23 protein-coding genes are annotated in these 24,413 nt (G+C 68.2%); 11 read left to right on the forward strand and 12 right to left on the reverse strand.

The annotated features are described in order from the left end of the window. Nucleotides 1-67: 67 nt before the first annotated feature. The 5 genes from ACFZBT_RS12040 to ACFZBT_RS12060 form a co-directional block, all read right to left on the reverse strand. Nucleotides 68-1,243, reverse strand: coding sequence for a lanthionine synthetase LanC family protein (locus ACFZBT_RS12040; protein ID WP_391101662.1), 1,176 nt, complete (start codon nt 1,241-1,243; stop codon nt 68-70). After that, nucleotides 1,243-4,317, reverse strand: coding sequence for a thiopeptide-type bacteriocin biosynthesis protein (locus tag ACFZBT_RS12045; protein ID WP_391101664.1), 3,075 nt, complete (start codon nt 4,315-4,317; stop codon nt 1,243-1,245). Before ACFZBT_RS12045 ends, ACFZBT_RS12040 begins: the two co-directional genes overlap by 1 nt. A gap of 61 nt (nt 4,318-4,378) precedes the next feature. After that, nucleotides 4,379-4,582 (reverse strand): FxLD family lanthipeptide, encoded by a 204-nt coding sequence (locus ACFZBT_RS12050; protein ID WP_391101667.1) that lies wholly within the window; start codon nt 4,580-4,582, stop codon nt 4,379-4,381. Nucleotides 4,583-4,769: 187 nt separating this feature from the next. Next, nucleotides 4,770-4,946 carry a hypothetical protein gene (locus tag ACFZBT_RS12055; protein WP_391101669.1) on the reverse strand — a complete coding sequence of 59 codons (177 nt, stop codon included), beginning with the start codon at nt 4,944-4,946 and terminating at the stop codon, nt 4,770-4,772. Further along, nucleotides 4,946-5,341 carry a hypothetical protein gene (locus ACFZBT_RS12060; RefSeq protein ID WP_391101671.1) on the reverse strand — a complete coding sequence of 132 codons (396 nt, stop codon included), beginning with the start codon at nt 5,339-5,341 and terminating at the stop codon, nt 4,946-4,948. Before ACFZBT_RS12060 ends, ACFZBT_RS12055 begins: the two co-directional genes overlap by 1 nt. Nucleotides 5,342-5,567: 226 nt before the next feature. Here ACFZBT_RS12060 and ACFZBT_RS12065 point away from each other — a divergent pair, with 226 nt between their 5' ends. Beyond that, entirely contained in the window at nt 5,568-6,131 is a 564-nt protein-coding gene (locus tag ACFZBT_RS12065) for an ATP-binding protein (protein ID WP_391101673.1), read from the forward strand. Here ACFZBT_RS12065 and ACFZBT_RS12070 read toward each other — a convergent pair. Beyond that, nucleotides 6,012-6,716: a 2'-5' RNA ligase family protein gene (locus ACFZBT_RS12070; protein ID WP_391101675.1), complete on the reverse strand. Its 705-nt coding sequence runs from the start codon at nt 6,714-6,716 to the stop codon at nt 6,012-6,014. The genes ACFZBT_RS12065 and ACFZBT_RS12070 overlap by 120 nt on opposite strands. A gap of 64 nt (nt 6,717-6,780) precedes the next feature. Further along, nucleotides 6,781-8,121: a hypothetical protein gene (locus ACFZBT_RS12075; RefSeq protein WP_391101677.1), complete on the reverse strand. Its 1,341-nt coding sequence runs from the start codon at nt 8,119-8,121 to the stop codon at nt 6,781-6,783. A 222-nt stretch (nt 8,122-8,343) separates the two neighbouring features. On the opposite strand from ACFZBT_RS12075, the gene ACFZBT_RS12080 reads away from it, so the two are divergent. The 3 genes from ACFZBT_RS12080 to ACFZBT_RS12090 all read left to right on the forward strand — a co-directional run bounded on the left by ACFZBT_RS12080 (nt 8,344) and on the right by ACFZBT_RS12090 (nt 10,607). Next, entirely contained in the window at nt 8,344-9,225 is an 882-nt protein-coding gene (locus tag ACFZBT_RS12080; protein WP_391101679.1) for a Scr1 family TA system antitoxin-like transcriptional regulator, read from the forward strand. Further along, nucleotides 9,222-9,473, forward strand: a complete 252-nt coding sequence (locus ACFZBT_RS12085; RefSeq protein ID WP_391101681.1) for a DUF397 domain-containing protein — start codon at nt 9,222-9,224, stop codon at nt 9,471-9,473. Before ACFZBT_RS12080 ends, ACFZBT_RS12085 begins: the two co-directional genes overlap by 4 nt. A 237-nt stretch (nt 9,474-9,710) precedes the next feature. After that, entirely contained in the window at nt 9,711-10,607 is an 897-nt protein-coding gene (locus tag ACFZBT_RS12090; protein WP_391101683.1) for a hypothetical protein, read from the forward strand. 167 nt (nt 10,608-10,774) lie between these two features. Here the strand turns inward: ACFZBT_RS12090 and ACFZBT_RS12095 are convergent, their stop codons facing one another. Further along, nucleotides 10,775-12,709: an AAA family ATPase gene (locus tag ACFZBT_RS12095; RefSeq protein ID WP_391101685.1), complete on the reverse strand. Its 1,935-nt coding sequence runs from the start codon at nt 12,707-12,709 to the stop codon at nt 10,775-10,777. 656 nt (nt 12,710-13,365) lie between these two features. Further along, nucleotides 13,366-15,435, reverse strand: a complete 2,070-nt coding sequence (locus ACFZBT_RS12100; RefSeq protein ID WP_391101688.1) for a protein kinase — start codon at nt 15,433-15,435, stop codon at nt 13,366-13,368. A 301-nt stretch (nt 15,436-15,736) separates the two neighbouring features. On the opposite strand from ACFZBT_RS12100, the gene ACFZBT_RS12105 reads away from it, so the two are divergent. Then, a complete protein-coding gene (locus ACFZBT_RS12105) occupies nt 15,737-17,674 on the forward strand; it encodes a hypothetical protein (protein ID WP_391101690.1) in 1,938 nt (645 codons plus the stop codon). 374 nt (nt 17,675-18,048) lie between these two features. Here the strand turns inward: ACFZBT_RS12105 and ACFZBT_RS12110 are convergent, their stop codons facing one another. After that, nucleotides 18,049-18,540, reverse strand: a complete 492-nt coding sequence (locus tag ACFZBT_RS12110; RefSeq protein ID WP_391101692.1) for a winged helix-turn-helix transcriptional regulator — start codon at nt 18,538-18,540, stop codon at nt 18,049-18,051. Nucleotides 18,541-18,633: 93 nt separating this feature from the next. Between ACFZBT_RS12110 and ACFZBT_RS12115 the strand changes: the two genes are divergently transcribed. Further along, nucleotides 18,634-19,107: a rhodanese-like domain-containing protein gene (locus ACFZBT_RS12115; protein ID WP_391101694.1), complete on the forward strand. Its 474-nt coding sequence runs from the start codon at nt 18,634-18,636 to the stop codon at nt 19,105-19,107. Between the two features lie 98 nt (nt 19,108-19,205). Here the strand turns inward: ACFZBT_RS12115 and ACFZBT_RS12120 are convergent, their stop codons facing one another. Then, nucleotides 19,206-19,652 carry a hypothetical protein gene (locus tag ACFZBT_RS12120; protein ID WP_391101696.1) on the reverse strand — a complete coding sequence of 149 codons (447 nt, stop codon included), beginning with the start codon at nt 19,650-19,652 and terminating at the stop codon, nt 19,206-19,208. Between the two features lie 135 nt (nt 19,653-19,787). Between ACFZBT_RS12120 and ACFZBT_RS12125 the strand changes: the two genes are divergently transcribed. Both ACFZBT_RS12125 and ACFZBT_RS12130 read left to right on the forward strand, forming a co-directional pair. Beyond that, nucleotides 19,788-20,474, forward strand: a complete 687-nt coding sequence (locus tag ACFZBT_RS12125) for a hypothetical protein (protein ID WP_391101697.1) — start codon at nt 19,788-19,790, stop codon at nt 20,472-20,474. 47 nt (nt 20,475-20,521) lie between these two features. Continuing rightward, nucleotides 20,522-21,415 carry a phosphorothioated DNA-binding restriction endonuclease gene (locus ACFZBT_RS12130; protein WP_391101698.1) on the forward strand — a complete coding sequence of 298 codons (894 nt, stop codon included), beginning with the start codon at nt 20,522-20,524 and terminating at the stop codon, nt 21,413-21,415. On the opposite strand, the gene ACFZBT_RS12135 is transcribed toward ACFZBT_RS12130, so the two are convergent. Beyond that, the gene (locus ACFZBT_RS12135; protein ID WP_391101699.1) at nt 21,296-21,856 is read right to left on the reverse strand and encodes an ATP-binding protein; all 561 of its coding nucleotides are present in this window, start codon (nt 21,854-21,856) and stop codon (nt 21,296-21,298) included. The two genes, ACFZBT_RS12130 and ACFZBT_RS12135, sit on opposite strands and share 120 nt — an antisense overlap. A gap of 180 nt (nt 21,857-22,036) precedes the next feature. On the opposite strand from ACFZBT_RS12135, the gene ACFZBT_RS12140 reads away from it, so the two are divergent. From ACFZBT_RS12140 to ACFZBT_RS12150, 3 genes are all read left to right on the forward strand, one after another. After that, a complete protein-coding gene (locus ACFZBT_RS12140; RefSeq protein WP_391102320.1) occupies nt 22,037-22,954 on the forward strand; it encodes a Scr1 family TA system antitoxin-like transcriptional regulator in 918 nt (305 codons plus the stop codon). Then, nucleotides 22,914-23,048, forward strand: a complete 135-nt coding sequence (locus ACFZBT_RS12145; protein ID WP_391102322.1) for a DUF397 domain-containing protein — start codon at nt 22,914-22,916, stop codon at nt 23,046-23,048. The genes ACFZBT_RS12140 and ACFZBT_RS12145 overlap by 41 nt, the downstream gene beginning before the upstream one ends. 283 nt (nt 23,049-23,331) lie before the next feature. After that, nucleotides 23,332-24,204, forward strand: coding sequence for a hypothetical protein (locus ACFZBT_RS12150; RefSeq protein ID WP_391102324.1), 873 nt, complete (start codon nt 23,332-23,334; stop codon nt 24,202-24,204). Nucleotides 24,205-24,413: the final 209 nt, after the last annotated feature.

The following is a 24,413-nucleotide window of genomic DNA, read 5'->3' on the forward strand; positions in this document are numbered from 1 at the left end:
CCGGCCGTGGGTGCGGCGAGGGCAGATCGTAGCCATGTGCTCTTGTGCGCGGGTGTGGTTCGCGGCGTCACCCCGTGAGGAGCATGCAGCGGTCCCAGGGGGCGGTGAGCGCCGTGTTGACGGGGGTGGTGAGACGGGCCAGCTGGATGCCTGCCGAGCCGTCCATGAGACCGGCGCCGTGCGGCAGTCCGTCGTGGTCCAGGTGGTCGTCGAGCCGGGCGCGCAGGTGGGTCAGACGCGCCGCGAGTTCGTCGTCGAGGGAGTCGGCGGCGGCACGGGAGACGGTCTGGATGAGCCCCGCCCATCCGTGGCAGAGGGACGCGTCGGTGAGCTGGGCGAGCTGCCGGTCGTCGGCCAGGCATCCGGCGAGGGTTTGTTCGGCCTGGCGTTGCCGGTCCCGGTCGCCGAGGGCGAGGCCGGCGAGTTGTTGGGCGCGGGCGATGCCGGGGGTGCCGTAACACCAGGACGGGCGTGGCGGTCCTGGGCTCTGCAGCTTGCCGCGCCGGTGTTCGTCTCGGGTTACCAGGCCCGGCCACCAGGTGTGCGGGCCCGTGCCGGTGCGCCACTGGTCGAGCCAGTCGCAGATCCGGGTGATGGCCCGCATCTGTCCGGGCACCGTGTGGCCGTGGCGCAGAGCCGTGGCCAGCAGTGCGAGCGGTCCGGTGATGCCGTGGGCGAGGCCGAGGTTGCCGTGTCCGCCGGGCCATCGTGGCGACGGGCGCAGATCGGGGCTGTCGATGGTCCACCAGCCGGGCAGGGGCTGCGTGTCGATGGTGATCGGTTCAGCCAGTCGCACCAGGTAGGCGAGGGTGTCATGCAGTTCCGTCTTGTGGCCGCGGTGCAGGTGGTATGCGCCCAGACCGGTCAGTCCGCTGATGAGGTCGTACTCGCTCAGGGTGGGCAGGGCGCCGCGGTCAATGCGGGCGTGTGCCTGCCCCAGGCGGTGGCGCGTGACGTCGGTGAGGTGTCGGTCCAGGGTCGCCAGGGCGCGTGCGGCGGTGTTCGTGTGCGTGAAGCTGAGGACGTAGGCGACGGCGGCGGCTCCCTCGTACAGTCCGCATGCTTCGGGAACGGCCTGGATCGGGCCCTTGACCATGGCGGCGGCCCACGACCGGAGCGCGTCACTGTCGTCTCTGCTGATGTGGGACCTGACGGCGTGCAGCAGGGTGACTCCCGCCGCGCCGGAGTACAGCGACTGTCCCCAGCCGGGCCTGGTGGGTGTCGACAGTGCTTCGTTGTTCATCAGCGGCTCCCCCCTGGCCAGGCAGCCCACGCGGCGGCGGACTGACGCGCCAGGCGCCGGCAGATCCTCTCGTCCTCCCGGTCCAGGCCGCGCAGGCGGTTGTGGTGCATGTGGAGGAGCGACTCCAGGACGGAGTCGAGGTCCATGCTCTCGGCGAGGCTCTCGCGGTACAGCGCCAGGGCCACGGCGCGGCGGTGCCACGCCTGGGCAAGTGCGTCGCCCCAGCCGCGGGCGCGAGGTGTGGTGCGGCGCACGAGGTCGACGGCCTGGTCGCTGACGCCTCGCTCGACATGGGCGGGAGGCACGGGGCGGTTCGTCAGCCATCGGATGCCCTCGTCGGGGCCGAGCAGGGCGCAGGCGATGTCCACCATGCCGGCGGCGGCCAGCGCGCGTCCGTCGATGGGCTTGGTTCCCAGGCTCTGCAAGGTGGCGAGGACGTAGGCCGAGTCGGCCGTGAACACTGCCTCGGCACGGCGCATGGCGGCGCCGGGGCCGTAGCGGCCGGTCTCCGGGGTGTACGTGTCGAACACGAGCCTGCTGCTCAGTCCCTCGCGGCGTAGTCCGGTAGCCCATCGGGCGACCAGCTCGGTGCAGGCGGTGTACTGCCCGGGGCTGCCGGTGCGGATGCGCAGGCGCAGGTGGTCGCGATCGTGCGGGCTTCGGTAGCGGACGAACCACCACTCGGGTGTGTCCGGGAGCTGGGCCGTGAGCCGCGCGAGGTGAGTGCCAATCAGCTCCTCGAACTGGTCGGGGTGGGTGTAGATCTTGGCGTTCAGCCAGGGTGCCTGGCCCACGCCTGGTACGGGGCCGAGGGTGCTGTTGGTGAGTAGGGGCAGGAAGCCGGAGAGAGGGTCGGGGGCCGGCGGGCGGGTGCTGATCACGGGCAGGGCGATCTCGTGGGCGTGGCCGCCGATCCAGCCGTAGCTCTCCTCAGGCGGCGCCTCGGTGAGCACGGCCTCGCCTTCCCTGTCCAGGTGGGCGCGCAGGATGACGGCGTGGGCCGGCACGTCGAGCTGCAGCCGCCGGCTCCGGTCGTCCTCCCGCAGCTCGACGGCGCCGTGGCAGTGCCACCGCTTCCGCCACCGGCCGAGGGCGTCCGCCCACTCCCGCGTGTCCGCGTCGCGGTCTGGAAGGGCTTCGGCGGTCAGGTTCCAGCGGCTGGGAGAGAGGATCACGCGCCCGTAGCGCACGCGTGGCAGGAACGGCAGCTTGGCGCCATGCGGCCCCCAGTCGAAGCCGGTCCAGGCGGGGCCGAAGGCGCGGGTCAGGTGGGCGAGGAACCGAGCCAGGGGCGGGGGTTGCTTGTCCAGGGCCATGGCGTGGAAGACCTGTGGGTCCACCACGCGGCGGCGGGAGATGCTGACGAGGTACAGGCGAGTGTGGGTGGCCGTGACCGCGAGGTCGTCGACGTCGATGAGTGTCGGCGCGGTGTCGTCTTCGTCGGGGCCGCGGTGCTCGCCCAACGGGATCACGCACGGGAGATACGCGGGGACTCGGGCGACGTTCTCCGTGTGCGGGTACAGCGGCGGGAAGGACAGCTGCGCGGTCAGCGCGTTCTCTACGCCTGTGGGGACTTGGCGGTAGATCTCGTCGAGTCCCGTGCCGGTTGCGACCGGAGTGAACCGGGAGGTGAGCGTTCCGGCGGAGCGGGCCGGTGTCACCGTAAGCGAGAAGTTCCCGCGCTCCAGAGCGGACAGGGTCTCGGCGTGCAGGCGCGCGCACATCTCCACGTGGGGCGGAGCCGCCTGACCGGTCGGCTCCACTTCGGCCAGGCGGTCGATCAGGTCGTCCGTGAGGACGATCTGCCTGCTGCCGTCGGCCAGTGCCAGCCACGCCAGTGCCAGCAGCCGCTCGTCACGCTCGGAGAGCGCCGGTGGCGGCGCGGTCATGCGGCTGCCGGGATACTCGGCCGGGTAGCCGAGCCCGGCCGCCGGGTCGACGACCTCCTTCACCGGCACGAGCGTTCCGGTGCCGTACCGCTCCCAGAACGCGACCTGGTACTCCTTCCACACCCCTTGGCCCGTCGGCCGGCGCGTCAACCGCAGCAGCACGTCCGCCGCCCTCTCCATCTCCTGCGCGACGCTCTCGGGGATCCGCGCTTCCGCGTCCAGCAGCAGGTCGACGGCGAGGGGACTTCGGCCCGCGTCGGAGAGCCGACGCAACCGTGCTGCCAACGCCTGCCGTTGCGGCCCTTGGCTGTTCGCGGGGAGTCGGTTGTGCTCGTGTACAGCACTTTGCACCGCTTCGAGCTCGTGCAGTACCTGTGCGACTTCGGGGACCGTGCCCGCGTCGACGCCACGCAGCCGCTCGATCAGATGGGAGAGCGGATCGGTGTCGGTCATCGGCGCGCGCAGGCTGGTGATCAGGAACTTCTCGCGTACCAACGCGCCCAGCAGTGTGCCGACGGCCTTCAGCTCTGTTCGAGGGAAGGCGGCGGCCAACTGCTCGGCGAGGGCGGCGAAGCGGACCGGCCCGTGCGCGAGGTCCTCGATCACACGGACCGCGCTGGTGCGTCGGACGGTGGCGCCCATCGGTCCGCCGTGCGGGACGTGCAGGCGTCCGCCGCGCCGCACCGCCAGGTTGTTCAGGACCACATCCAGGCGCTCCAGCAGGTCGGGGCACGCCTCCATACGGACGATGACATCGTCCAGCCACTCCGTGTCCACCCGCACCACGGCCCGGTGTGCGTCTCCCCACCTCGCGTACGGCGTGGAGCTCACGCTGACGGGGGCCACCCCCGCGAAGAGGCCGAACGGAGTTGGCCGCCCGGAGGCGCGCAGCACGTAGCGGACGGTGGCCATGGCTGCGCGCCGGACCTGTTTCGGGCGTTCCGACTCTCCGGCACAGATCGCGTCGACGCGCGTGGCGAGATCACCACCAGTCTGCCGGACCGCGTCGGCGAACCTCACGTTGGCCCACACCTGCTTCAGCCACCTGCCGCACGCCTCCGTGTCGGACGGATCGGGCCACCATGCCGGGAGGTCCGTCAGCGGCATCGCGGCGGCCCGGAGCAGGGCCGCGCCCGAGTGGTGGTAGAACTTTCCGTCGCTTCCCAATTCCAGTGCCTCCGCCATCAGTGCTGTGAACGGGAGGGGTCGGGAGCGGCAGCGCCCCCGACCCCGTGCGCGAATGCCGTCAGACGGCGCTCGCGCAGGACGAGGCGCAGGACGGCTTGCATCCGTCGCCGGTGCCGCACGCCTTGGGAAGCAGGTCGGAGTCGACCTCCGTGACGATGGTCAGGTCGATATCGAACGGGTCGGCGGGAGCCTCGGGGACGGCCACCGCGACGGACGCATCGGTGGTGGTCGTCGTGATCGGGCTGAGCGTGTTTGCGGTCATGGCACTTCCTTTTCTGTCGGAAGGATCCGAACGGTTAGTCGTGCTGCCCGGCCGGCTGTGGCGTCGCCCTGCGGCCGGGGTCCTGCGTTCGCACCCTGCGGTGCGCCCCCTCTCCGGGCTGACCGGATTCCGTGGGGGAGGTGGATTCGGAGTATCCGGAGAGGGGAGCCGAGGACACGAGCCGGAGCTACCGGAGCTGGCCCGTGTAGAGCGTGGTCAACGTGGTGCCGGTCACCAGGACGGGCAGGAACAGCACCTGGAAGGCGCCGAAGCCAAAGCGGCCGACGTACTTCGCCGGGTGCCGCACCACCCATCCGGTCTGGCCCAGCAGTTGCCGGAGAGGCCGTTGCCGCATGGTGGTCATCACGCCGCCGGCCTCCGTAATGCCGTGGGAGCCGCAGCATCGACGACCGCCCACGGCGTCGTGATCAGCGCCCCGGTCCGGGCCTGCCAGGCAGCGAGGTTCGTCCTGTCCCCCTCCAGATAGCCCAGCATCACGAGCAGGGGGGTGACGATGCCGGTCGCCCTCCCCTGCTCGACCGCAGCCAGAGCGTTATGCCAGCCCTCGCACAGGGCGCGGCTCTCGAACGGTGCCACCCGGTCGACGTACGTCTCGACCGCCTCCCAGCCGACACCAGCGACATACCGCCGTGTGCTGGCCACACTGTGGTCGGCGATCTCACCGAGCGACGCGGGCAGGCAGGCGTACAGCACCAAGCGCGTGCCCGCAGGTACCTCGTGTGGTGCGGTCTGCCTCACACTGCCGCTCATTCCGCTTTGCCTCCAGCCGGGGGTGGGTCGAGACGCCAAGGGCCGGCGCCTCGAAGAAGAGCCTCGCCGGGGGCGGTCGGCGGCGGTACGCCGTCAGCACGCCGTTCGTCCGCCGTCCGGCGGCGCGCGAAGAGGCGGAGCCGCGGCGTACCGTCGCGGCTCACGGGTGGCGAGGCTGATCGGTCCAGTGCCTACCCGGAAACGAGAAGCGGCCATGGACACGGTGGACGAAGAGCGCCTCAGCAGGCGGACACCAGTACGGCGTCAATGGGTGAAGCTGGCCGACTGCGCCGAGCCTTCGGGCCTCGCGCGCAGGAACGTCCGCGAGACCCTCGAGGGACGTGCCTCACCGGGGCGCGTGGACGACGCCGTTCTGATCGCCTCGGAACTGGTGGGCAACGCGGTCAGGCACACGGTTGGCGGACCGGACTGCATGTGCGTGGAGGTCTTCCGGGATATGGCGGTACTGCGGGTCCACGACGCGGGACGGGATGTCTCCAGGGTCCGGGCACGACCGGCGGCGTCGCCAGGAGACCTGACGGGCAGCGGTCTCGGGCTGCTGCTCGTCGGCGAGTTGGCCTCCGGGTGGTCGGTACGGCCGACCGCGATCGGCAAGGAAGTGGTCGCGGTCCTTACCCTGGGTGCCGGTGGGCGTGGGCTACCCGAGCCGGACGCTCTTCCTCGTATCCCAGCGGTACGTCCGCCCCTCGCGGCGGAGCTCCACCAATTGAACGGCGGAAACGGAGAGGTCGACGGCGGGGAGAGCGCGGAGCCTTGAGACGGCCTCCACGACGGGGGCGGCGGGACGCTGGCGGTTGTTGTAGGCGAGGCTCAGGTGCGGGCGGAAGGCGGACGTCGGCTTCTTCGGGGCCAGACCGACGCTGTTCCCTACCTTGGCCAGCGCGTGGTGCAGCGTGAGCAGGGGTTCCCACGGGCCGAGAGACAGGCGGACGGCACCGCGGGAGCCGGCCAGCGGCATGGCACGTACGGAGAACGCGGAGGGCAACAGCGCCTCGGCATCCCGCGCCAGGCTGTCCAGCTGATCGGGGACTACTGCGTCCGGCCTGCCGACGCGGGCGAGGGTGATGTGCAGTCCGTCCGTCGGCACCGGGTCAAGGCCGAGGGGCGCCAGCTCCTCCTGGCAGTGCCGGGCCAGGGCCGCGAGCGGCTGGTCATCCGGGAAGGTCAGCATCCAGTAGTACGCCCGGCTACCGTCCGACCAGCCGGGGCGCGACCAGTGGTCGGTCATCTCGTCGAGTGCGCTGAACGCCGCCCAGTCGTGGGCCGCGGTGACCACCGGATCGTGCGTGTCGGCGGGCGGCTCGGCGGGGAACGCGGCGGGATCGGCGCTGAGCAGGGGCACCCGACGTACTCCTTCGGCATCACACTGCCCCGGACTACGACGACACCGACGACATCGGCGGCGCCTACGACGCGGATGACGCCATAGCCAGGGCCGCTGGCTGTGAGCTCCAGGTCCGGAACTCATCGCCATACTCGCCTACCGTCGGGTGATCACGCCACGGCCCGGCCTGCTCGTGCAGGTCACGGGAGCGTTGGTAGACGGAGCTGATCGGGGTGTCTCCGCACAGCCGCAGGGCCTCACGGCCCAGCGACATCGCGTGGTCGATGTCAGGCGTGCGCTGCTGAAGCAAGGCAGTGGCGACGTCGAGGCGTACGAGCGAACGGCTCCAGGAGGAGGTCGAGTGCTCCACCAGGTCGTCAATGTGCTCGGCGTCGCGCAGTACCTGCGCCGTGTTCCGCAGCGCCACGTGTGACGTGACGGCGTTGGCCAGCGTCCGGGCCCGTCCGTACGGCTCGAAGGAGATGCAGGAGGTCAGCCCGACGGATACCTCATGGAGGTCGGAAAGCCGGAGTGCCTGTCCGATGGTCTGCTCGACGGCACACCGGTCACCGGTCTTGCCGAGGGCCCGGGCCCGGCCGTTGGCGAGCAGGCGGATGGACTGGGCGTGGCGCGGGGCTCGCTCGACAGCCGCGGCGGCGCAGGCGTCCGCCTCGTCGTACCGGCCGGCGTAGTAGAGGCCGAAGGAGAGCGTGCCGCACGCCCAGAGGTCGGTGTCCAGGTCGCCGATCTCACGGCTGAGATCCCGTGCTTCGATGCAGTACGCCTCCGAGAGCGCGAAGTCCCCCGTGTTCACCGCCATGTAGCCGAGCAGGCCGGAGGCGCGGGCGGCGATGCGGAAGAGCTCCCGGCGCGTGCGTGGTGGCTGGCGGCCGTCGAGGAGAGTGTGGGCGAGCTGCCGTACCTGCCGGGCCTGGGGGCGGAGGACGTACGGCCCGTCCTGTTCGTACCGGCTGGCGATGCTTTCCAGCGAGGAGTAGAGGAACGCGAGCGTCGCATCGTCGGCGTTGCTGGCCGTGAGTTGCCGGGTCCGGGTGACGATGTCCAGTGGGTTCTCGTCGTCCTCGCGCGGCGGAGGCGCACTCGTCGCCTGCTGGCCCGTGCTCGACTCCTCATCGCGGTAGTGCGCGGAGTCGCCGTCGTACGCCGTGGAGAACAGCTCGGACACGGGTCTGCCCAGCATGTGCTCCAGAACTCGACAGGCGTCAGGACGGGGCAGAGTCAGCAACTCCCCTCCGTACCAACGGTCGAACTGGCGCGGAGAGACCTGGAGAGACGCCAGACGGGGATCGCGGTCGAGCTCCGCCAACCGGGCGGCAGCCCGCTCGTACTGGGCGGCGAAAGCCTCGTGCGTCGTCAGGTGCCGTTGCTGGAGCAGCTGCCGGAGCAGCGTTGTCCGTGGCATGGCCCACCCTCCTGGTGCGGCGTGCAGAACCGACGCGGAGGCGCATGCCGGTAGCGAGGTCGTGGCCATGCTCGCCCATCGGTCGGCTGCGGCGCGCGCTCGTACGAACGCGCGCCGTGACTCCCGACAGCATGCCGACGTAATCACCAACTAGGCAATATGTCTGGTGAAGTTGACTCGTATGGGTTGTAGAGGTGTCGCCGGTACGGGGAGACTTCCGGTATGGCCTTGAAGAGAAGCCTGGTCCCGCAGTCGGTGTACCGGCGACAGCTCGCGGCACGGCTGAAGGAACTGCGTGACGCGACCGGGCTCACCCTCACCGAGGTCGCCGACCAACTGGAGGTCAACCAGGGGTCGCTGAGCCGGATCGAAAACGGCGAACGCGGCACGACGCCGGTCCTCGTCCGGGCTCTCCTGGACCTGTACGGCGTCAAGGACGAGGACCGGCGCGCCGACGCACTCGACCTCGTACGAGCGGACAAGGAGCAGCAGAAGCCCTGGTGGCGGAAGTATTCGACAGTACTCACTCCGACCCGCTACGACGGGTACCTCGCGCTGGAGGCCGGCGCGACACACCTCGCCAGCTACCAGCCGATGCTCGTGCCGGGGCTGCTCCAGACCGAGGACTACGCGCGTGCCGTGATCTCCCAAATGAGGAAGGACCTGTCCCCGCCGCAGGTCGAGTCCCTGGTCAGGGTCCGCATGGAGCGGCAGAACAGCCGCCTGGGCGGTGAGGCCCCCGCCAGACTCTGGGCGATCCTCGACGAAGCTGTGCTGCGCAGGACGGTCGGCTCCGTTGAGGTGATGCGCGACCAGATGCGGAAGCTGGTGGAGGCGAGCGAGCGGCCGAACATCACCCTGCAGTTGCTGCCGTTCTCGCTCGGCGCGCATCCCGGGCTGTACGGCCCGTTCGTCATCCTGACGTTCCCGCACCCCACACCCGACCTGGTGTGGCTGGAGAATCCCAAGAACTCCGTGTATCTCGAGTCCCCACAGGAAGTGGAGAACTACACGGACATCTTCGGCCAGTTGAGGAGTACCGCCCTCGACCCGTCGGAGACCCGCACCCGCATCGCACGCATCAGCAAGGAGCTCGACGAGTGAGCACGACCCGCATGGCCGCCCCGCACGATGTCACGACAGCTCCGTACGACATCGATCTCGCGCACGCGCGGTGGCAGAAGAGCTCGTACAGCGGGGGTGCGAACGACTGCGTGGAAGTTTCGGAACTGGGTGAGCATGCCGCAGTGCGCGACTCCAAGGACATCAGCCGTGGGCCGTTGCTCTTCTCGACGGCGGCGATGAGCGCGCTGGTCAGCGGGATCGCTAAAGGGTCGATCATTGACCGTTGATGCCGAAAAGCGAGCTGGCGCGTGAGGAGGGATCGGTGACACCCGTCGTGGTGGGCGCGGGCATCCCGGTCTCACGGCGGGCGTGGCCCTGTCGGAAGCCGGGTCCTTCGTGTAGCTGCTGGCTGAGGGTGCAACGCCACCAGCGGACGACACAGCGAGTCTCGTGCCGTGCCCCGCACCGGGGCCCTTGAGTGAAAACCTTGGCGACGGTGTCCCCGTTGCCCTTATAGTCCGGGAATGATCGAAATACCGACCTTCGCGGCTTGGATGGAGGAGAACCGGGCCCAAGGCTTTCTCAACAAAGCAACTGCGTGGGCGGTCTACAACGACCGGATGCATGAGGGCATGCAGGCCCTCATCGAGCATCCGGAGGTCGCGGCGAATCGTTACGAGGCTGCCGTGGCCGAGACCGCGGCGACCACCTTTCTCGACTCCATCTTCGGCGCCGCCTGGGTGAAGGAGAAGTTCCCCCTCGCCGACAACCGGGAGGAGCTCGGCCCTTGGGTGCAGCAGGCCCGGCAGCGCCAGGAACTTGCTAGGAGGGTGTTCGAGTTTCAGGGCGAACCGTGGTTCGCCGACTTCCTCTCCTATACCAAGACGAACGACGTCGCGTCGGCGATCTTCGAAGCAGACGTCCTCCAGACCCTCATGCGCATGCCAGCCGGCATCGCCAGAGTGACGGAGTCGGGAGTCAAGGGCCAGGACTTCGACATCCTCCTCAACTTGGCGAACATCGGTGACGTTCCTGTCGAGGTGAAGTACAAGCAGGACGACACGCCCTTCTCGGAGGCCACGGTCCGTAATACGGTCAAGGGCGCGGTTAAGCAACTGCCGCGGGGCCAAGTCGGGTGGCTGTTCATCCACGTCCCTACGGCCTGGGTGCGCCCCGGTCGCTCGGACGAATATCACGAGGCGCTCTACGAGGCACTGAGGCAGACGTCGCGGATCGGTGTCGTCTTCACTGCGATCGACAAGCCCTTCCACGATGAAGAGGCGGGAAAGATCCGCCACCGGAGATTCTGGGATCTTTACAAGGACGATGGCGCGTCGCAGGAATTGTGGGGTGCTGCCCTCCTGCTACGGGATCTCCTGGACAAGCGCTGGGATTTCTTCGCTCCGCGTGCGCCGTTCTGATGTGCGCGGCCCGCGCCGTCTTCGCGCTCTCGGTAGGGTGGCAGCCCCACGAGTCAGCGCCAGCCCGTCTCCGTTTGCTGCCGCTTCCACAGCCGCGCCACGGCCTCCTGCTGCTCGGTACCGGGCAGCAGGAGATCAGGTGAGCATCACGACCCAAGATCGGCCACTCAACCGTTCAGCTGGCGACGTCCTGCCACCGATCGCACGTTCTCGAGCAGAGCGTGCAGCAGGAAGGGCGGCTCAGTCGCAACGGTCCGGGTCGTCTCCAGATACGTTGCCGCGTTCTTCCCGTCGATGCCCTCGCCGGTGCGAACGAGCTCCTGCCGCCGCTCCTCCCAGGCCGGCCAGTGGTGATCGAGGTAGGTCTCCAATGTGTCCTCGAAGACGCAGTACCGGCCGGTCGAGCCGTCGGCGGGCTGCGGAGTGGGCGTCGCTCCCAAGTACCGCAGAAGATTCGAGTTCTTGGTCCGGTTCGTCTGTGCCTGGCGCTCGAACGCCCGCTCCTTCTCCTGACGCTGCTCAGGGATGAGGTGACGCACCGACTCCCGTTTCCGCTCTTCCATGCCGAGGTCGCCATCGAAGACGACATAGCACGGCACACCCAAGGCGCTGAAGAGCGCGTCGGAGATCATGAGGTTGTCCTTGCCGTGGACCTCGATGACGCTGATACCGTCCGCACCCAGGTTGATCCCCGTCCGCTCGGCACAGCCGGTGATCACTCCCCCATCCCCCCGCCCCTCGACCAGAACCACGGCATGGGCGAAGAAGCCCTCCGCCAGAGCACCCCCCAGCGTCCCCTCGGTCCTGCTCCTGATCACCTGCTTGTCGACAAGCCCGTCGAGGGCCGTGAAGAGATCGTCCTCCGTGGCCTGCCATACCTCGGTGGCGGGGTGATCCTCCCCGAAAGCACGGCAGAGGCGGCGGATCTGGTGGTAGCCCTTCGGGTCAATGAAGACGGGGTTATGGGTGGCGTACATGACCTGGGTACGGTCCTGTGGCGACGTGGCGACCAGCTCGCGGAGCACCTTCGCGAAGGTCCGCGCCTGCGGCGGGTGCTGGAACAGCTCAGGCTCCTCGATGGCCAGGCACAACGTCCGCATGCCATCGGCCGGGCGCCGACGGTCAGCCAGGTACTTCAGCGCCGCGATGATCAGGGCCCGCTGGAAACCGTGCCCCTGCCGGTGCACCGAGGTATGGGCGGCGCCGTCCCTGATGCTCACCTGGAAGGTCGTCCGGGAGGGCCTCGGCGCCTGCACCGTGGGGGTCACGACCACCTCGCGTCCGGTGGTGAACTTGGCGACCTCCACGGAGAGCGCGGCAGACACCTCGTCCAGTACAGGGCCGTAGACCTTGGTGTGTACCAGCTGCCGGGCCAGATGGGCGTTCTCCTCGATCTCGCCGAGCTCCTCGTTCGCCTGAGAACGGTCCACGGCGTGGTCGAGGATGCGTCCGAGTGCCGTCGCCTTCTGGTCGTCGGCCTCCTCGTACGCCCGCAGGTCGGCGGAGACGAACACGAAGTCGATCAGCTGGGCCAGCCTGCTCTGTCCGGCGAAGCCGAAGAAGTGCGTGTCCTCGACCTCGGCCTCTGTGAGGCGGTCGCGGTTAGCCAGCTCCCAGGTATGCATCGCCTCCAGAGCCTTGTCCTTGCTACTGGCGGCCGTCAGCCCCAGGCTCGGGTCGCTGTCCCTCAACTGGTCGTAAGCACGGCGCAGTTCCGTGGCCTTGCCGTGCTTCCGCACCTCCTCGAAGGGGCCGTACGTGAGCGCCTTGCCCGTGATCTTGTCCTCGCCGTCCTGCCAGGTTCGCCAGATGCTCACGCTCACGGCACGGTCAGGTGCGTACCGTCCGAGAGTCTGGCGGTCGTGCTCGGTCAGCCCGTCGAACTCCACCTCCACGGAGATACGGCCGCCCTCGGCCGACGAGTGGACATCGTCGTCGCTGAGCGCGACGCCCTTTTCGCCATTGAAGAACCAGTCGAGCGCACGCAGCACAGTGGACTTGCCGACCCCCGTCGGTCCGATGAAGGACGTGATGTCCTCGAAGGACACGTCCACCTTGTGCAGGCAGCAGAAGTTCTCGATGCGAACGCGCTTGATCTTCACGGTCGTCCTGAGCGGTTGGTACGGGCGGGGCGTTTGCTCCCCGTGTGACGTTTGTGGACGCTAGCAGCCTCCCTGACGACCAATCAGCCCAATTCCCGAGATGAGTGATTTCTCAGATTCGGAGGCCGTACCAGACTGCTCCCGGTGGAGATCAGAGTCAGCATCAGCACTGAGGCTTTCTGTGATCTTCAGGACTCAGGCACAGAAGGGGCCAGTAATTCAGGTGCACACACAAACGCTCCCCGCGGTCGGCCTCGGCACGGTCCGACCCGTGGAGCACGTGGGCTCCTTCAACGCGACACCGGCCCGTCGTGGAGCGCCGTGCCCATAACATGCCCCTACGAACGGACAACCACGGTCAACAACGGAGCCACCAGCCCCCACATCGGAAGCGAACCAACGAATCTGCTCAAGTCAGACAACGTAGGGCTCCGCAAGCGCCGTCGCTTCCCAAGTTGAGAGCACGAGTTCGATATCGTCACCCGCTCCACGATGAAACCCCGTGTCAGCGGGGCGAGGTATCCGGCGCGCATACCCGCCTCCTCCGCCGTCATCGGTCAACGTCTCGTCGGGACCGGTGCGATGTACCGTCAGGCGCTCGCCGACGCCCCACTCTGTGCGAGGCTCTCGCGGCCCTCGCTCCCTGACTATGCAGTTCAAAGGCTGCACTCGCCCGAGCCCATCAGTTCAGGTATGCGGCTGTTTCCCTCATAGAGGGCGACGGTCCAACGGGTATAATTCCAGGTCTCGTTGCTGGTGTATTCGCCCCTCAGCCGCTGGCAGACGGTTGTGGCGACGGCATCTTGGAAGTTGGCCTGCTGAGCTCGGCCTATGAGCGCACCGTCGGCGTCTCGGACCCACACGTACGCGGCCTTCTCGACCGGGTCGAATCCGAGGTCGATGGCGTCGCTCGCGGCAAAGGGCTCCAGGCCGTGTCCTTCGGCGATCCTGTCATTCCAGGCGGTGGTGATTGCCTTGTCGGTGGCGCCGGCGACACGGATCTCGTCCCTGTCACTGCTCGGGATGCCGGCGGTCGCGATGCCACCCTCGTCTCCTTGCCACTGCCCGGCGATCAGGGTGTGGCACCCGTCGGTGGCCTCGCCGAATCCGAGAATGCTCGGCTCAAGGTCGCCGTCGAAGTCCCTCCAGGAGACGGAGAAGCGCCCGTAGGGCCAGGTCGTGGGGTTGCCCTTGAGGCGGTGTGCGAGGGCAGTACAGGCGGCCATGTCCCCGGCCCTGCGGAACACTTCCTGGTGGTCTTCGGGGATCTGAGAGATCGGACCGCCGGTCACCATCACCGTTTGCGCTCGCTTGTTGAACGTGACCGTGGGCGTCATGAAGTCCATGTCCTTGGTGGCGAGCATGGACGCCATCTGGTCACGGATCGCCTTCTCGACAACCTTCTCCTCGGGCGAACTGGCGACGGTGCTCGCCCTCCACTCCTCGGAGGTCGGTTCCGATGCGTCGCCCGCGCGCGTGAAGGCGGGGTTGGACACTCCAGCCAAGGGATCTGCCGGTACGACGATACTGCGCGGATCGACAGGCGGCTCGGCCGCGTCGCCAGATGGCCCGGCGGCTTCTGAGTGTTCAGCGGTGCCGTCCGCGCGCGTGGCCGCAGCTGCGGTAGCGGCGCCTGCGGTGCTCTCAATAGGGCGGGTCCTGCCTAGGCCCTCGCTGTCGCCACCCGTGGGGAAGGAGAGGGCCGCCCCCGCGATGCCACCGACCACGGCCGCAGCAACGAGGACAGTTGCGAGGGCGCGCGTGCGGGTGGACGGGGACGGCGCATGCCAGGTCGAGTCGTCCAGCGTGGGCACGTTCCACTCGGCTGTGACCAGTTCGCCCACCCGGGTGGGCTCCAGCCCTCCATCGCCCCCGCCGACCTGGGTGGCCTGCGAGGCCAGGAGCTGCGAGCAGCCCTTCGCCGCCGCACCAGCGGAGATCCGATCAGACGGGTCTTTGGCGAGAGCCCTTTCCAGGATCTCCCTCAGTTCCTCGGGGACACCTTCGAGGTCGGGGTCTCCCGACATGACGCGGAAGGCAACTGCATCCGGCGCACCGGCGCCGAACGGAAGACGGCCGGTGGCGGCATAGGCGACCAGCGCACCCCAGGCGAACATGTCGCCCTCGGCTCCGGCTGTACTGGTGCGGTAGTACTCGGGACTGATCCACCCAGGGGTGCCGGTCATAACTCCGGTCCGAGTAACGCTCGTGCCGTCGGCGGCACGGGCGATGCCGAAGTCCAGGACCCGCGGCCCCGCCGGAGTGAGGATGACGTTCTGCGGCTTCACGTCGCGGTGGACGACCCCGGCGAGGTGGATGGCGGCCAGCGCTTGAGCCGTACCGGTCGCGAAGGCGTACAGGGTGCCGCCTATGAGTGGGCCGTGGCCGGCCACGTGCTGGTTCAGGGTCGGGCCGGGTGCGTATGTGGTTGCCAGCCACGGTTGGTCGGCCTCGGGGTCGGCGGCGAGGAGCGGCACGAGGCACGGTCCTTGTACGCGTGCGGAGAGCTGCACTTCACGACGGAACCGCGCCCGGAACTCCGGATCCTCCGCCTGCGCTGGATGGATCACCTTGACTGCGACCCGCAGCCCATCGGAGGTGAGGCCGGCGTGGACCGTGCCCATGCCGCCGGCACCAAGGCGGCCGATGATCCTGTACGGGCCGATACGGGACGGATCACCGGGGCGGTCGGGCTGAATCCGCCCACCCGAGCCTGCAGTGCTCACAGACAGTCCATTCCTCGAAGTGCAATGTGCAGTCGGGCAGTTGAGCCTGGAGTCTTCCCAACACCCGACCTTCGTCGGCATTGAATGCATCTGCGTGACAGGTGAAGGAACTGTGAGGTTGTCGCGATCCGGAGAAAGTCATCTGATCGTGACCAAAACAGCGCCGATGGCAGCACACTCAGACGTGACGTTCACCCGGCGGCATGAGCCCTCGCAATGCGCTTTGGGCCTATGAGCCCCGCGTTGTCAGTGGCATGGGTCACCATGGGCTGCGCACGAAGACGTCCTTGGGGGGACTTGCATGACGACTGAAGAACCGCGCTCGGGGCTGCCCATCGAGTTTCTCCGTACGGTCGCCGCGGAGGCGGGGCCAGAGTCGCCGCCGGTTCGCATGGCAGTGGAGAGAGCCCGGGAGCTACCGGCAGGGCACTCCCGTGACGATCTCCTGCTGGCCCTTCTCCGTGGGGCGCTCAGCGATTCGGCGCCGGAGTGGCTCCTCAAGGAGGCTGTGGAGAGTGACCTGGGCAAGGAGACCCGGTCGTATCCGGGTCCGTCCATGTCTCTGGCTGCCGTTGCACTCGCGCACCCGGAGTGCTCGGACATCATGCGCAAGGAGGCACTGCGGCGCTGCTCCGTGCCACAACTCGGCAGCCTTGGCCACTCTCGCTGCGGCGAGGCGCTGGCCCAGGCGATCGTGGCGGAGCTGGAGAGCCGTGTGCCGCACGTGCGGACCATGACGCCCGAACTCCTCGAAGAGCCCAGCGCACCGCAGCTGATACTGCGCGAGGTCGACCTGCACGACACCGTGTTCACAACCGTCCTTGGACTCCTGCCGACCCACCCGCCCCTGGCGATCGAGGACGAAACCGACGGCGACGACATCCTGACCCGGATCAAGGAGCACAGCGACGCGCGGAAAGCCTGGGAGGCCATGTGGGAGCACATCGTGACCCTGCACTCCAGCCGCCATCGGCAAATGTTCGAATGGGCCCCGGACGCCTCCACGAAGCAAGCCATTCGTGACCACCTCCTGGGCACCGTTCCCTGGGACGTCAAACCGTCCTTGCTGGAGGAGGCCGCCAATGATCACCTTGCCAAGTTCACCGTCAGCGAGTTGATCACGCGTCTGTGCCTCATGCTGCGAGACGGTGTGCCCCCGGATGAAGCGCGTTCCCGGCTCACCCGTGAACTTGGCACGCTTGAACCTCCGCGCCGCCAGCATGTCGAAGAGATCCTCGACATCCCCAAGGACCAGCTGAAGTACGTCCTTCGCACCGCAGTCAGCTGGGTGGAATCCGCGGCAGCCGGGCCCTGGCGATACCTCCTCGACCCCTCCCAGGCGACCCGCTATGGAGAACCACGCACATGGCTCGCGTCGGAAGAACTTCTCGTCAGGCTCGGTCAACGCTTCGCGGAGACGGCGGTCAAAGCGCTGCGTCTATGGGAACCCGACCCGGAACCCGGCAATCCGGGCCCCCGACAACTGCAGTGGGTCCACGCCATTCTTCTGCACCTCCCACACCTGACGGACGAGGTGAGAGAGAAGTCGAGGGCCGTCGTCCGGCACGTCCGGCCGCGCACTCGCAGCCGATGGGACTACGCAGACTTCCGCACGCAGCAGGACGACAAACGGCTGGTCGAGCTGCGCACCGCCATCGAACGGATCCTGGCGGACCCCTCCACTGCCTCCCGCGAGTCGGCACTCGGAGATCCCAAGCAGGTCACCGTCCGGAACCTGGCTAACGCCCCGGACGAGGCCCTGCGCGACTACTTGGCCCGGCATACCGACGACGATCTCGTCGAGAAGGCACTGCTCTCTTTCGCCTGGCGCTCGTACCGGTCGGGGCTCTCCTTCTCCGATGTCCTGGCACGTCATTCCACACCGGAAACAGCCCTGCTCCAGATCACGATGGACCTCCGCCGACGGCTGGGGGGCGGCCCCAACCTTAGGGAGACCTGGACGCGGGACGTACTGGCGCTCCCGAACTGCACCCCGGAACTCGTACGGGCTCTGCCGGCCTGGAGCGCCCTCACGGTCGGAGGCACCCGCCACGGCACTGCCCACACCACCGTCGCCTCAACCGTCCTCACCGCACTCGGCAACGACGACGATGCATGGTCCCGCTTCGCCACCAGCCCAGCGTCCTACTCCGGCCCGACCGCATGGTTGCGGCTGGGGGATGTCCTGAAGGCCGCAGCACAGGGCGAGGAGTGGCCGAAGCCACCCACCGCAAAATAAGCCCACCGCGCAAACTTGCTGCCGCAACGTCCAGCATGTCGGCTCCACCGAGCCCTGAGTCCGGCCCCGTGGGAGAAATCTGGGAGAAGATCTTCTCCCCGAGCCCCAGTGGCACCGCCGCAGACCAACCGGCACCAATGTCCTGACCTGCAAAAATGTCAGTACCAGCAGGCACCGGAGCTGTGTAACCTTCGTTCGGGACGAAGAGGTCGTGGGTTCAAATCCCGCCACCCCGACAGCTAAGTAGTAACGCCAGAGGGCCCTTACCGAGTTGGTAAGGGCCCTCTGGCGTGCATCTGGCTTCTCTCGGCCGCCTTGAGTAGAGGGTCTTGGCCTTGGCGGCCGGGCAGCGGTCGACGTCCTCCGCAAGATCGTCATGCAGGCCCGTGTGCCCGATCTTGCCGATCTGGCGATGAGGCCATCGTCGTGATCGCGCGGTTCGGGAGTGGGCTGGAGTAGACAACGCTGGTCGTGACGGAGCCGAGTGCTGCGATTCGGCCCGTCGTTGTTTCGAGGTGGCGCATGGAACGGGCGAGGACCTTGAGTACGAAGCAGTCTTCACCTGTGACGTGGTGGGCTTCCAAGATCTCAGGCGTGGTCGCAACCAGATCGTGGAACGGTTTGTAGTTGCCCGTGGGGTAGCGGAGGCGGACGAAGGCCAGGATGTCCAGTCCAAGTCGTTGCGGGTCCACCACTGCCGAGTAGCCGCGGATCACACCGCTCTCTTCCAGCCGCCGCACCCGTTCGGTGACAGCACTGGCCGACATGGACACGGTCCGTGCCAGCTCGGCGTAACTGGCGCGGCCATCCTGTTGCAGGGCTTCCAGGATGCGCATATCAGTCTCGTCAGTGGAATCGGCGGCCATGGGCAAGGAATACCATGGCATCCCCGGCCATAGTCCAGAATGACCGGGGATTGTCTGTTACTGCATGGGGCTACGCTTCGTAGTGTTTCGCCCATGAACAATCCTGCTGCAAGCCCTGCGCTGCATGTACCGCCCGCGCCTCCCATCGAAGCCGCCGCTTTCTTCACCGCACGCCTCACGTTCCAGGCGGACGTCTCCGACGTCCGCGCTTCACTCGACTCCGGCGACCCGGGCTTCGTCCTGGTCGATTCACGTGGGAGCGCAGGCTGGCAGCAAGGTCATGTGCCGGGCGCGGTCCACCTGCCCACCGCCGAGATCCCGACCCGAGCCGCAAGCCTGCTCGACCCGCAGGTCCCGGTCATCACCTACTGCTGGGGGCCTGGCTGCGACGGCGCCACCCGCGCGGCGCTCGCCCTTGCCCAGCTCGGCTACCGGGTCAAGGAGATGATCGGTGGTATCGAGTACTGGATCCGCGAAGGCTTCCCGGTCGAATCCCTGGCCGGTACCGAGCAGCGCGAGGCGGACCCGTTGACCGCCCCGATCGGCTCCATCACGTGCGCATGCTGACGGACACCGTGCGCCCAGCCCGACTCGCCCTGCGCCCGCTGCTCGCCCCTCGGGCAGGGAACTCGACGCCCAGCCCGACGCGCTCAGCAACGCTGGTCTCAGTCGTCAGGCCATATCTGAGCGACCCACGCCTCGAGAGGATCTTCGTGAGGTCCCTGCGGTGGGAAGGGGTCGAGCGCGACAAGGGCCTCCACATGGTTGCGGCCCCGGCAGAGCAACCGCAGTTGATAGCGCCCCGGACTGAGAACGATCTCGCCGTGGACAACACCGCCCAAGTCGACGACGCACAGACGCTCTCCCAGTGAGGAACGGAAGACCCGCTGGTAATCCCAGGGAGCTGTCGGCTCATGCGCGGGTCCGTCCCAGACTTCCAGGCGCACCAGGGGGTAGAAGTCGTTGTCGCTGGACGTAAGACTCCAGCCGTCTCCAGGGATCTGGACGATATCGTCCTCCGCCGGCGCCTCGTCGAAGAAGATGGGGCCGACCTGGATGGTCCTGTAGGACACACGCGGACGCACATCAACCGAGTTGACCAGACTGGGCACTTGCTCTCCTCACCAGGCTGAACGAGCAGGCGCCGTCAGGCTAACGCTCGACCCGAGCCGCACGCTCTCACCTTGTCGCGCAAGGGCCAGAAACAGGCACTGAGGCGAGGTGAAGGGAGAGGATGGCCCTTGAGGGTGGCCATTGACCGCCTGATTGCCGGTGGAGAGGTTCCGGTGCTTGCCACGGAAAGGACGATCACGGTGCTACCCGCGCAGAACTATTGGGGTGCTCGGGCCCTGTCGTTTGCGGTGCCGCTCGGGCTTGGCTTGTTGCTTGGCCTGACAGGGCCTGCCGTCGAGCTTTGGGGCGGCCGTCCAGGTGTGGCCGTGGGTGCCGTTTTCACCGGTGGGTGGTCTTGGGCCTGTTACGCGTTTCTGGTGGGTTATTTTCGTCGGTCCAAGATCGAATCGGTGGTTCTCGCGCCCCTGGGGCTGGCTATCGGTGTCGTGACCTACTACCTGACGAAGGCGAGCCTGGCATCCCTGGGTGGACTGGATTCCTCAGGTTTCGGATCATCAGGAATCGCGCTCTGGGGTGTGCTGGCATTCTTCTTCGGTGCGCCCCTTGGGCTCCTGGGGAACCTCGCGCAGGTGCCGGGCGTCGGCGGCCTGTTCTTCCGGCTGCTCATTCCCCTGGTGGCTTTCTATGAGACGTCCATGCGTCTGGAGACGGAGTCGCGCGGGCCGAGTCAGGTTGTTCTGGGCACCTGGACCACCGTTCGGTTCACGGCTGTTGCCGTTGCGGTCGCTCTGGTGGGCCACACTCTCCGAGGTTGGTGGAGGTCTCGCCGTATTCGTTCCGCTGGGGTGGGCGTTGGCTAGTGTCGCGTAATCCTGTTCATGCCGAGGCATCACTACGATCACCGGCCATGGACTGGTTGGAGCGCGTCGCGAAGCTCAGGCAGTGGAGTCGGGACGGGGTGCGGGCGCCGCACAAGCCGTTGCTGCTGCTGTACGCGCTGGGCCGATTCCAGGCTGATTCCGGGGGTGAGTTGCGGTACAGCGCGGTAGAGGCCGATCTGAAGCGGCTGCTGGCGGAGTACGGACCGGCGCGCGCGACCACTCCCGCCTATCCGTTTCATCATCTGGTCAGCGACGAGCTGTGGGAGGTACGGACCGATCATGGGCCCGGCAGCCCCGGCACCGGAGTTCGGGAACTGCGGGCCAGCGGAGCCACCGGGCGGTTGAGCCCGGACCTGCGCGGGGCGCTCGGGCGGGAGCCGGCGCTGCTGGGGCGCATGGCAAGGGTGCTGCTGGACCTGCACTTCCCGCCGTCACTGCACCAGGACCTGTGCGATGCGGTGGGCCTCGGACTGGAGCCGGCGGAGACGGACGCCCTGGCTGCGTCCGAAAGGCGGCGGCGAGACCCCCGGATGCGGGACGCGGTGCTGACCGCCTATGAGTACCGGTGCGCCTTCTGCGGCTACGACGGCATGCTCGACACCATGCCCGTCGGGCTGGAGGCCGCGCATGTGCGCTGGTGGGCGTTCGACGGCCCGGACGACGTCGACAACGGGCTGTGCCTCTGCTCCCTGCACCACAAGCTCTTCGACAAGGGCGTCCTCGGCATAGGCGACGGCCACCGCATCCTGGTCTCGCAGCGCTTCGTCGGCCGTAGCCCCGCGGCCCGCGAACACGTCACCTCACTCGCGGGCCGTCCACTGATCGGCCCACAACCCGGCATCCGGCCCATCGCCACGGCCCACCGCTCCTGGCACCTCGACCAGGTCTTCCGTGGCGCACCACGCCTCAGCGCGGCCTGACGGCACCTCCGCCCAGACCGTCTTGCCCCCGGGGCGACGAGGCGTCGTCCCCCAGCGCACGGCCAGGACATCCACCAGGAACAGGCCCCGGCCGGACTCGCCCTCCGGGCAGGACGAGGGCGGGAACGTCGGCAGCCGCTTCGCGGAGGCGGCGTCCGTGACCTCGACGCGGAACAGGTTCGCCGCCGCGTCGAGAGTGAGCCGGAGGGCGAAATCGCGTCCGGGTACGCGGCCGTGCTGTACGGCGTTCGCGGCGAGTTCGCCGACCACGAGGGCGACCGTGCACGACGTGTCGGACGCCGGCGGGTAGCCCCACTCCCCCATGCGCCGGACGGCGAGACGCCGGGCGAGCCGCGCACCTCGCGGCGAGGAGACGAACTGTGCCGCGAATGAGCGGAGTTCGGAAGACGTCGTTTCTGTCGGCACGGCTGGTCCGTCCATCCTTGCTTGGCGAGCCTCAGACGCCCCCGCGGCCCACACACCTGCGGTACACGAGTCGTCACGTTCTGTGCCTAAGCGTCGTCCCATCGCCCTACGCTCGGTAGGTGACACAGCCTTACTTTTCACCCCGTAAGGAACGGAAGTGATGTCTTGGCCAACGGAATTGACCCCCGATCCTCGATGGCGGCGCTGTTCGGCGCCCGGGTGCGCAGGCTCCGTACGGCGGCCGGACTGACCCAGGCCGAACTCGGCGACCGGGCGCACGTGGTGAGCACCCGGATCACGCAGATCGAGCGGGCGTCCGGCGCGAAGCCGACGCTGGAGTTGGCGCGGGTGCTGGACTCGGCTCTCGGTGCGGATGACCTGCTGGTCGAGTTGTGGCCGTTCGTGTACCGGGAGGCGTTTCCCGACTGGTCGCGGAGGTTCATGGAGTACGCGGAGCGGGCGGTGGATATCCGCGAGTACGCGGCTCATGTGGTGCCTGGTCTGTTGCAGACCCAGGCCTACGCGCGGGCGGTGCTGAGTGTCGGTCGGACACTCGGTAGCGAGGAGCAGTTGGACGAGCGGGTCGCCCTGCGCATGGGACGGCAGGAGCGCCTGGCGGCGACCGACCGCCCCGAGCTGTGGGTGGTTCTCGACGAGGCCGTGGTCCGGCGTCCCGTCGGTGGCCAGGTGGTGATGCGCGAACAGTTGGCGCGGCTGCTCAGGACCAGGACGGAACCTCACATCACCGTGCAGGTGCTGCCGTTCGACCAGGGCGAGCACGATGCCATGGGCGGCTCGCTCACGGTGCTCACCATGCCGGACGGCTCGGAGATCGCCTACACGGAAGGCGCGCACTACGGCCAACTCATCGAGGATCCGGACGAGGTCAGGGGCTTGTCGCTGTCCTACGATCGGCTGAGGGCTGCAGCGCTGCCCCCGCTCATGTCGCTCGACATGATCCGATCCGTGATGGAGGACAACCACCGTGGAGCGAACGTCCCGTCCCGATCTGAACGGCGCCGCCTGGCGCAAGAGCAGCTACAGCAACCAGGAGGGCGGCAACTGCGTGGAGGTGGCCGACGGGTTCCGGGACACCGGCGTCCCCGTCCGTGACAGCAAGGTGCCGAACGGTCCGGCGCTGTGCTTCGAAGCCGCTTCCTGGAGCGCCTTCATAGGCGAGTTGAAGGCCGGGCGCCGCCGTCACTGAGGGGCCCGGGCTCCGGCCGCCGTCCGCGTTGCGGGCTTACCGGGCCCTTGTTCGCGAGGGTCCGGTGGGCCGCTGACCTCCTTGAAGAACCGGGGGAAAGAACTTCCCACCCACCCACCCTCCCCGGGCAGTTGGCCTGCGTCACCCGTCCGAGTGACCGGCTTGCAGGTGCGGGATGCGGGCCGTTACGTTCGCCGCGACAACCTCACACAGACGACGGCCCCCGGCCGGGACGGCAATCCCGATCGAGGGCCTGACCGATCAGGAAGTGAACGCCTTCCCGATGGCTGACCCGCAGTCTAACGCGCGCCTGCGCGCCGACGCCGGAGCTCCGACTTCCGGCGTGATTCACGTCCGCACCCGGCTGACCGCCGACTTCACCGTGATCTCCAACGCCCTCGCGCAGCGACGCGGCAGCGCCGTCACGGTCGGGGTCGCGGCGTACATCTCCTCCCTGCCCGATGGCTCGTCCGTGAGCATCGCCGCCCTGTGCGAGCACTTCGACGAGGGCGAGATCCTCATCTCGCGAGCACTCAGGGAGCTCGAAGGGGCTGGGTACCTGGAGCGACGCCGTGAACGTACGCCCACCGGGCAGATCCGTACCCGGACGTACTTCTACGACGTACCCGGCGGTGCCTCCGACGACGAGCCGCCCGAGCCGCCGAAGCCGCCCCGGCCCCGGAAGGCGCCCCGGCCCCGGACGGCGCCCGCGGCCGAGGAGGTTACGCCCTCCCCTGCTCGGGACCAGTCGGAGGAGCGGGCGTCGCTCTCCGACGCCGATCCCCAGGCGGTCGCCGTTCTGGCCTCGCTCCGCCGGGTCGATCCACGTCTCGTGCTGTCCGAGCGGGAGGCCGTGCGGTTGGCGCCGGGCGTCGCGCAGTGGCTTGCGGCCGGTGTGGATGCCGACCAGATCACCTCGCTGCTGACCGCACGGCTACCCGACCACTTCCTGACCCGGCCCGCGGGCATCCTCGCCTTCCGGCTCCGGGAGACGCCCCTGCCCGCGCCGCCGCCACTCCCCCTTGTCGAGCGCCCGGTCGTGCCGCCCCTTCAGACCTGCGACGGATGCGAGCGGGCGTTCCGCGCGCCGGAGCCGGGGCGTTGCCGGGAATGCCGATCTGGCGGTTCGGGGGGTCTGCTCGGTGTGGCCTGCTGAGCTGCCGATGGATGGGTGGAGTGGCGTGCGCTGGTGAGTCTTGTCGCATGTACCAGGGCCAACTGCCGGGCCATGCACGCCCCTTCGATCATGTGCGGTCGCGAAGAGTTATAAGGTGATCGATCTCTGCTCATGCGTGGGCAGAGCGCAACACCACAACGAGGGGAACCTGATAGTGAATCTGCGTCGAACAGTGCCGTCGCGGCAGT

Source organism: Streptomyces sp. NPDC008137, assembly GCF_042957035.1.
In the GTDB taxonomy this organism is placed as follows: Bacteria; Actinomycetota; Actinomycetes; order Streptomycetales; family Streptomycetaceae; genus Streptomyces.

Coding starts and splice junctions, on each gene's coding strand:
- ACFZBT_RS12065 (WP_391101673.1), top strand. CDS start 5,568: ATGGACACGGTGGACGAAGAGCGCCTCAGCAGGCGGACACCAGTACGG.
- ACFZBT_RS12050 (WP_391101667.1), bottom strand. CDS start 4,582: ATGACCGCAAACACGCTCAGCCCGATCACGACGACCACCACCGATGCG.
- ACFZBT_RS12090 (WP_391101683.1), top strand. CDS start 9,711: ATGATCGAAATACCGACCTTCGCGGCTTGGATGGAGGAGAACCGGGCC.
- ACFZBT_RS12140 (WP_391102320.1), top strand. CDS start 22,037: ATGGCGGCGCTGTTCGGCGCCCGGGTGCGCAGGCTCCGTACGGCGGCC.
- ACFZBT_RS12110 (WP_391101692.1), bottom strand. CDS start 18,540: ATGGCCGCCGATTCCACTGACGAGACTGATATGCGCATCCTGGAAGCC.
- ACFZBT_RS12130 (WP_391101698.1), top strand. CDS start 20,522: ATGGACTGGTTGGAGCGCGTCGCGAAGCTCAGGCAGTGGAGTCGGGAC.
- ACFZBT_RS12150 (WP_391102324.1), top strand. CDS start 23,332: ATGGCTGACCCGCAGTCTAACGCGCGCCTGCGCGCCGACGCCGGAGCT.
- ACFZBT_RS12115 (WP_391101694.1), top strand. CDS start 18,634: ATGAACAATCCTGCTGCAAGCCCTGCGCTGCATGTACCGCCCGCGCCT.
- ACFZBT_RS12080 (WP_391101679.1), top strand. CDS start 8,344: ATGGCCTTGAAGAGAAGCCTGGTCCCGCAGTCGGTGTACCGGCGACAG.
- ACFZBT_RS12040 (WP_391101662.1), bottom strand. CDS start 1,243: ATGAACAACGAAGCACTGTCGACACCCACCAGGCCCGGCTGGGGACAG.
- ACFZBT_RS12045 (WP_391101664.1), bottom strand. CDS start 4,317: ATGGCGGAGGCACTGGAATTGGGAAGCGACGGAAAGTTCTACCACCAC.
- ACFZBT_RS12135 (WP_391101699.1), bottom strand. CDS start 21,856: ATGGACGGACCAGCCGTGCCGACAGAAACGACGTCTTCCGAACTCCGC.
- ACFZBT_RS12105 (WP_391101690.1), top strand. CDS start 15,737: ATGACGACTGAAGAACCGCGCTCGGGGCTGCCCATCGAGTTTCTCCGT.
- ACFZBT_RS12055 (WP_391101669.1), bottom strand. CDS start 4,946: ATGACCACCATGCGGCAACGGCCTCTCCGGCAACTGCTGGGCCAGACC.
- ACFZBT_RS12075 (WP_391101677.1), bottom strand. CDS start 8,121: ATGCCACGGACAACGCTGCTCCGGCAGCTGCTCCAGCAACGGCACCTG.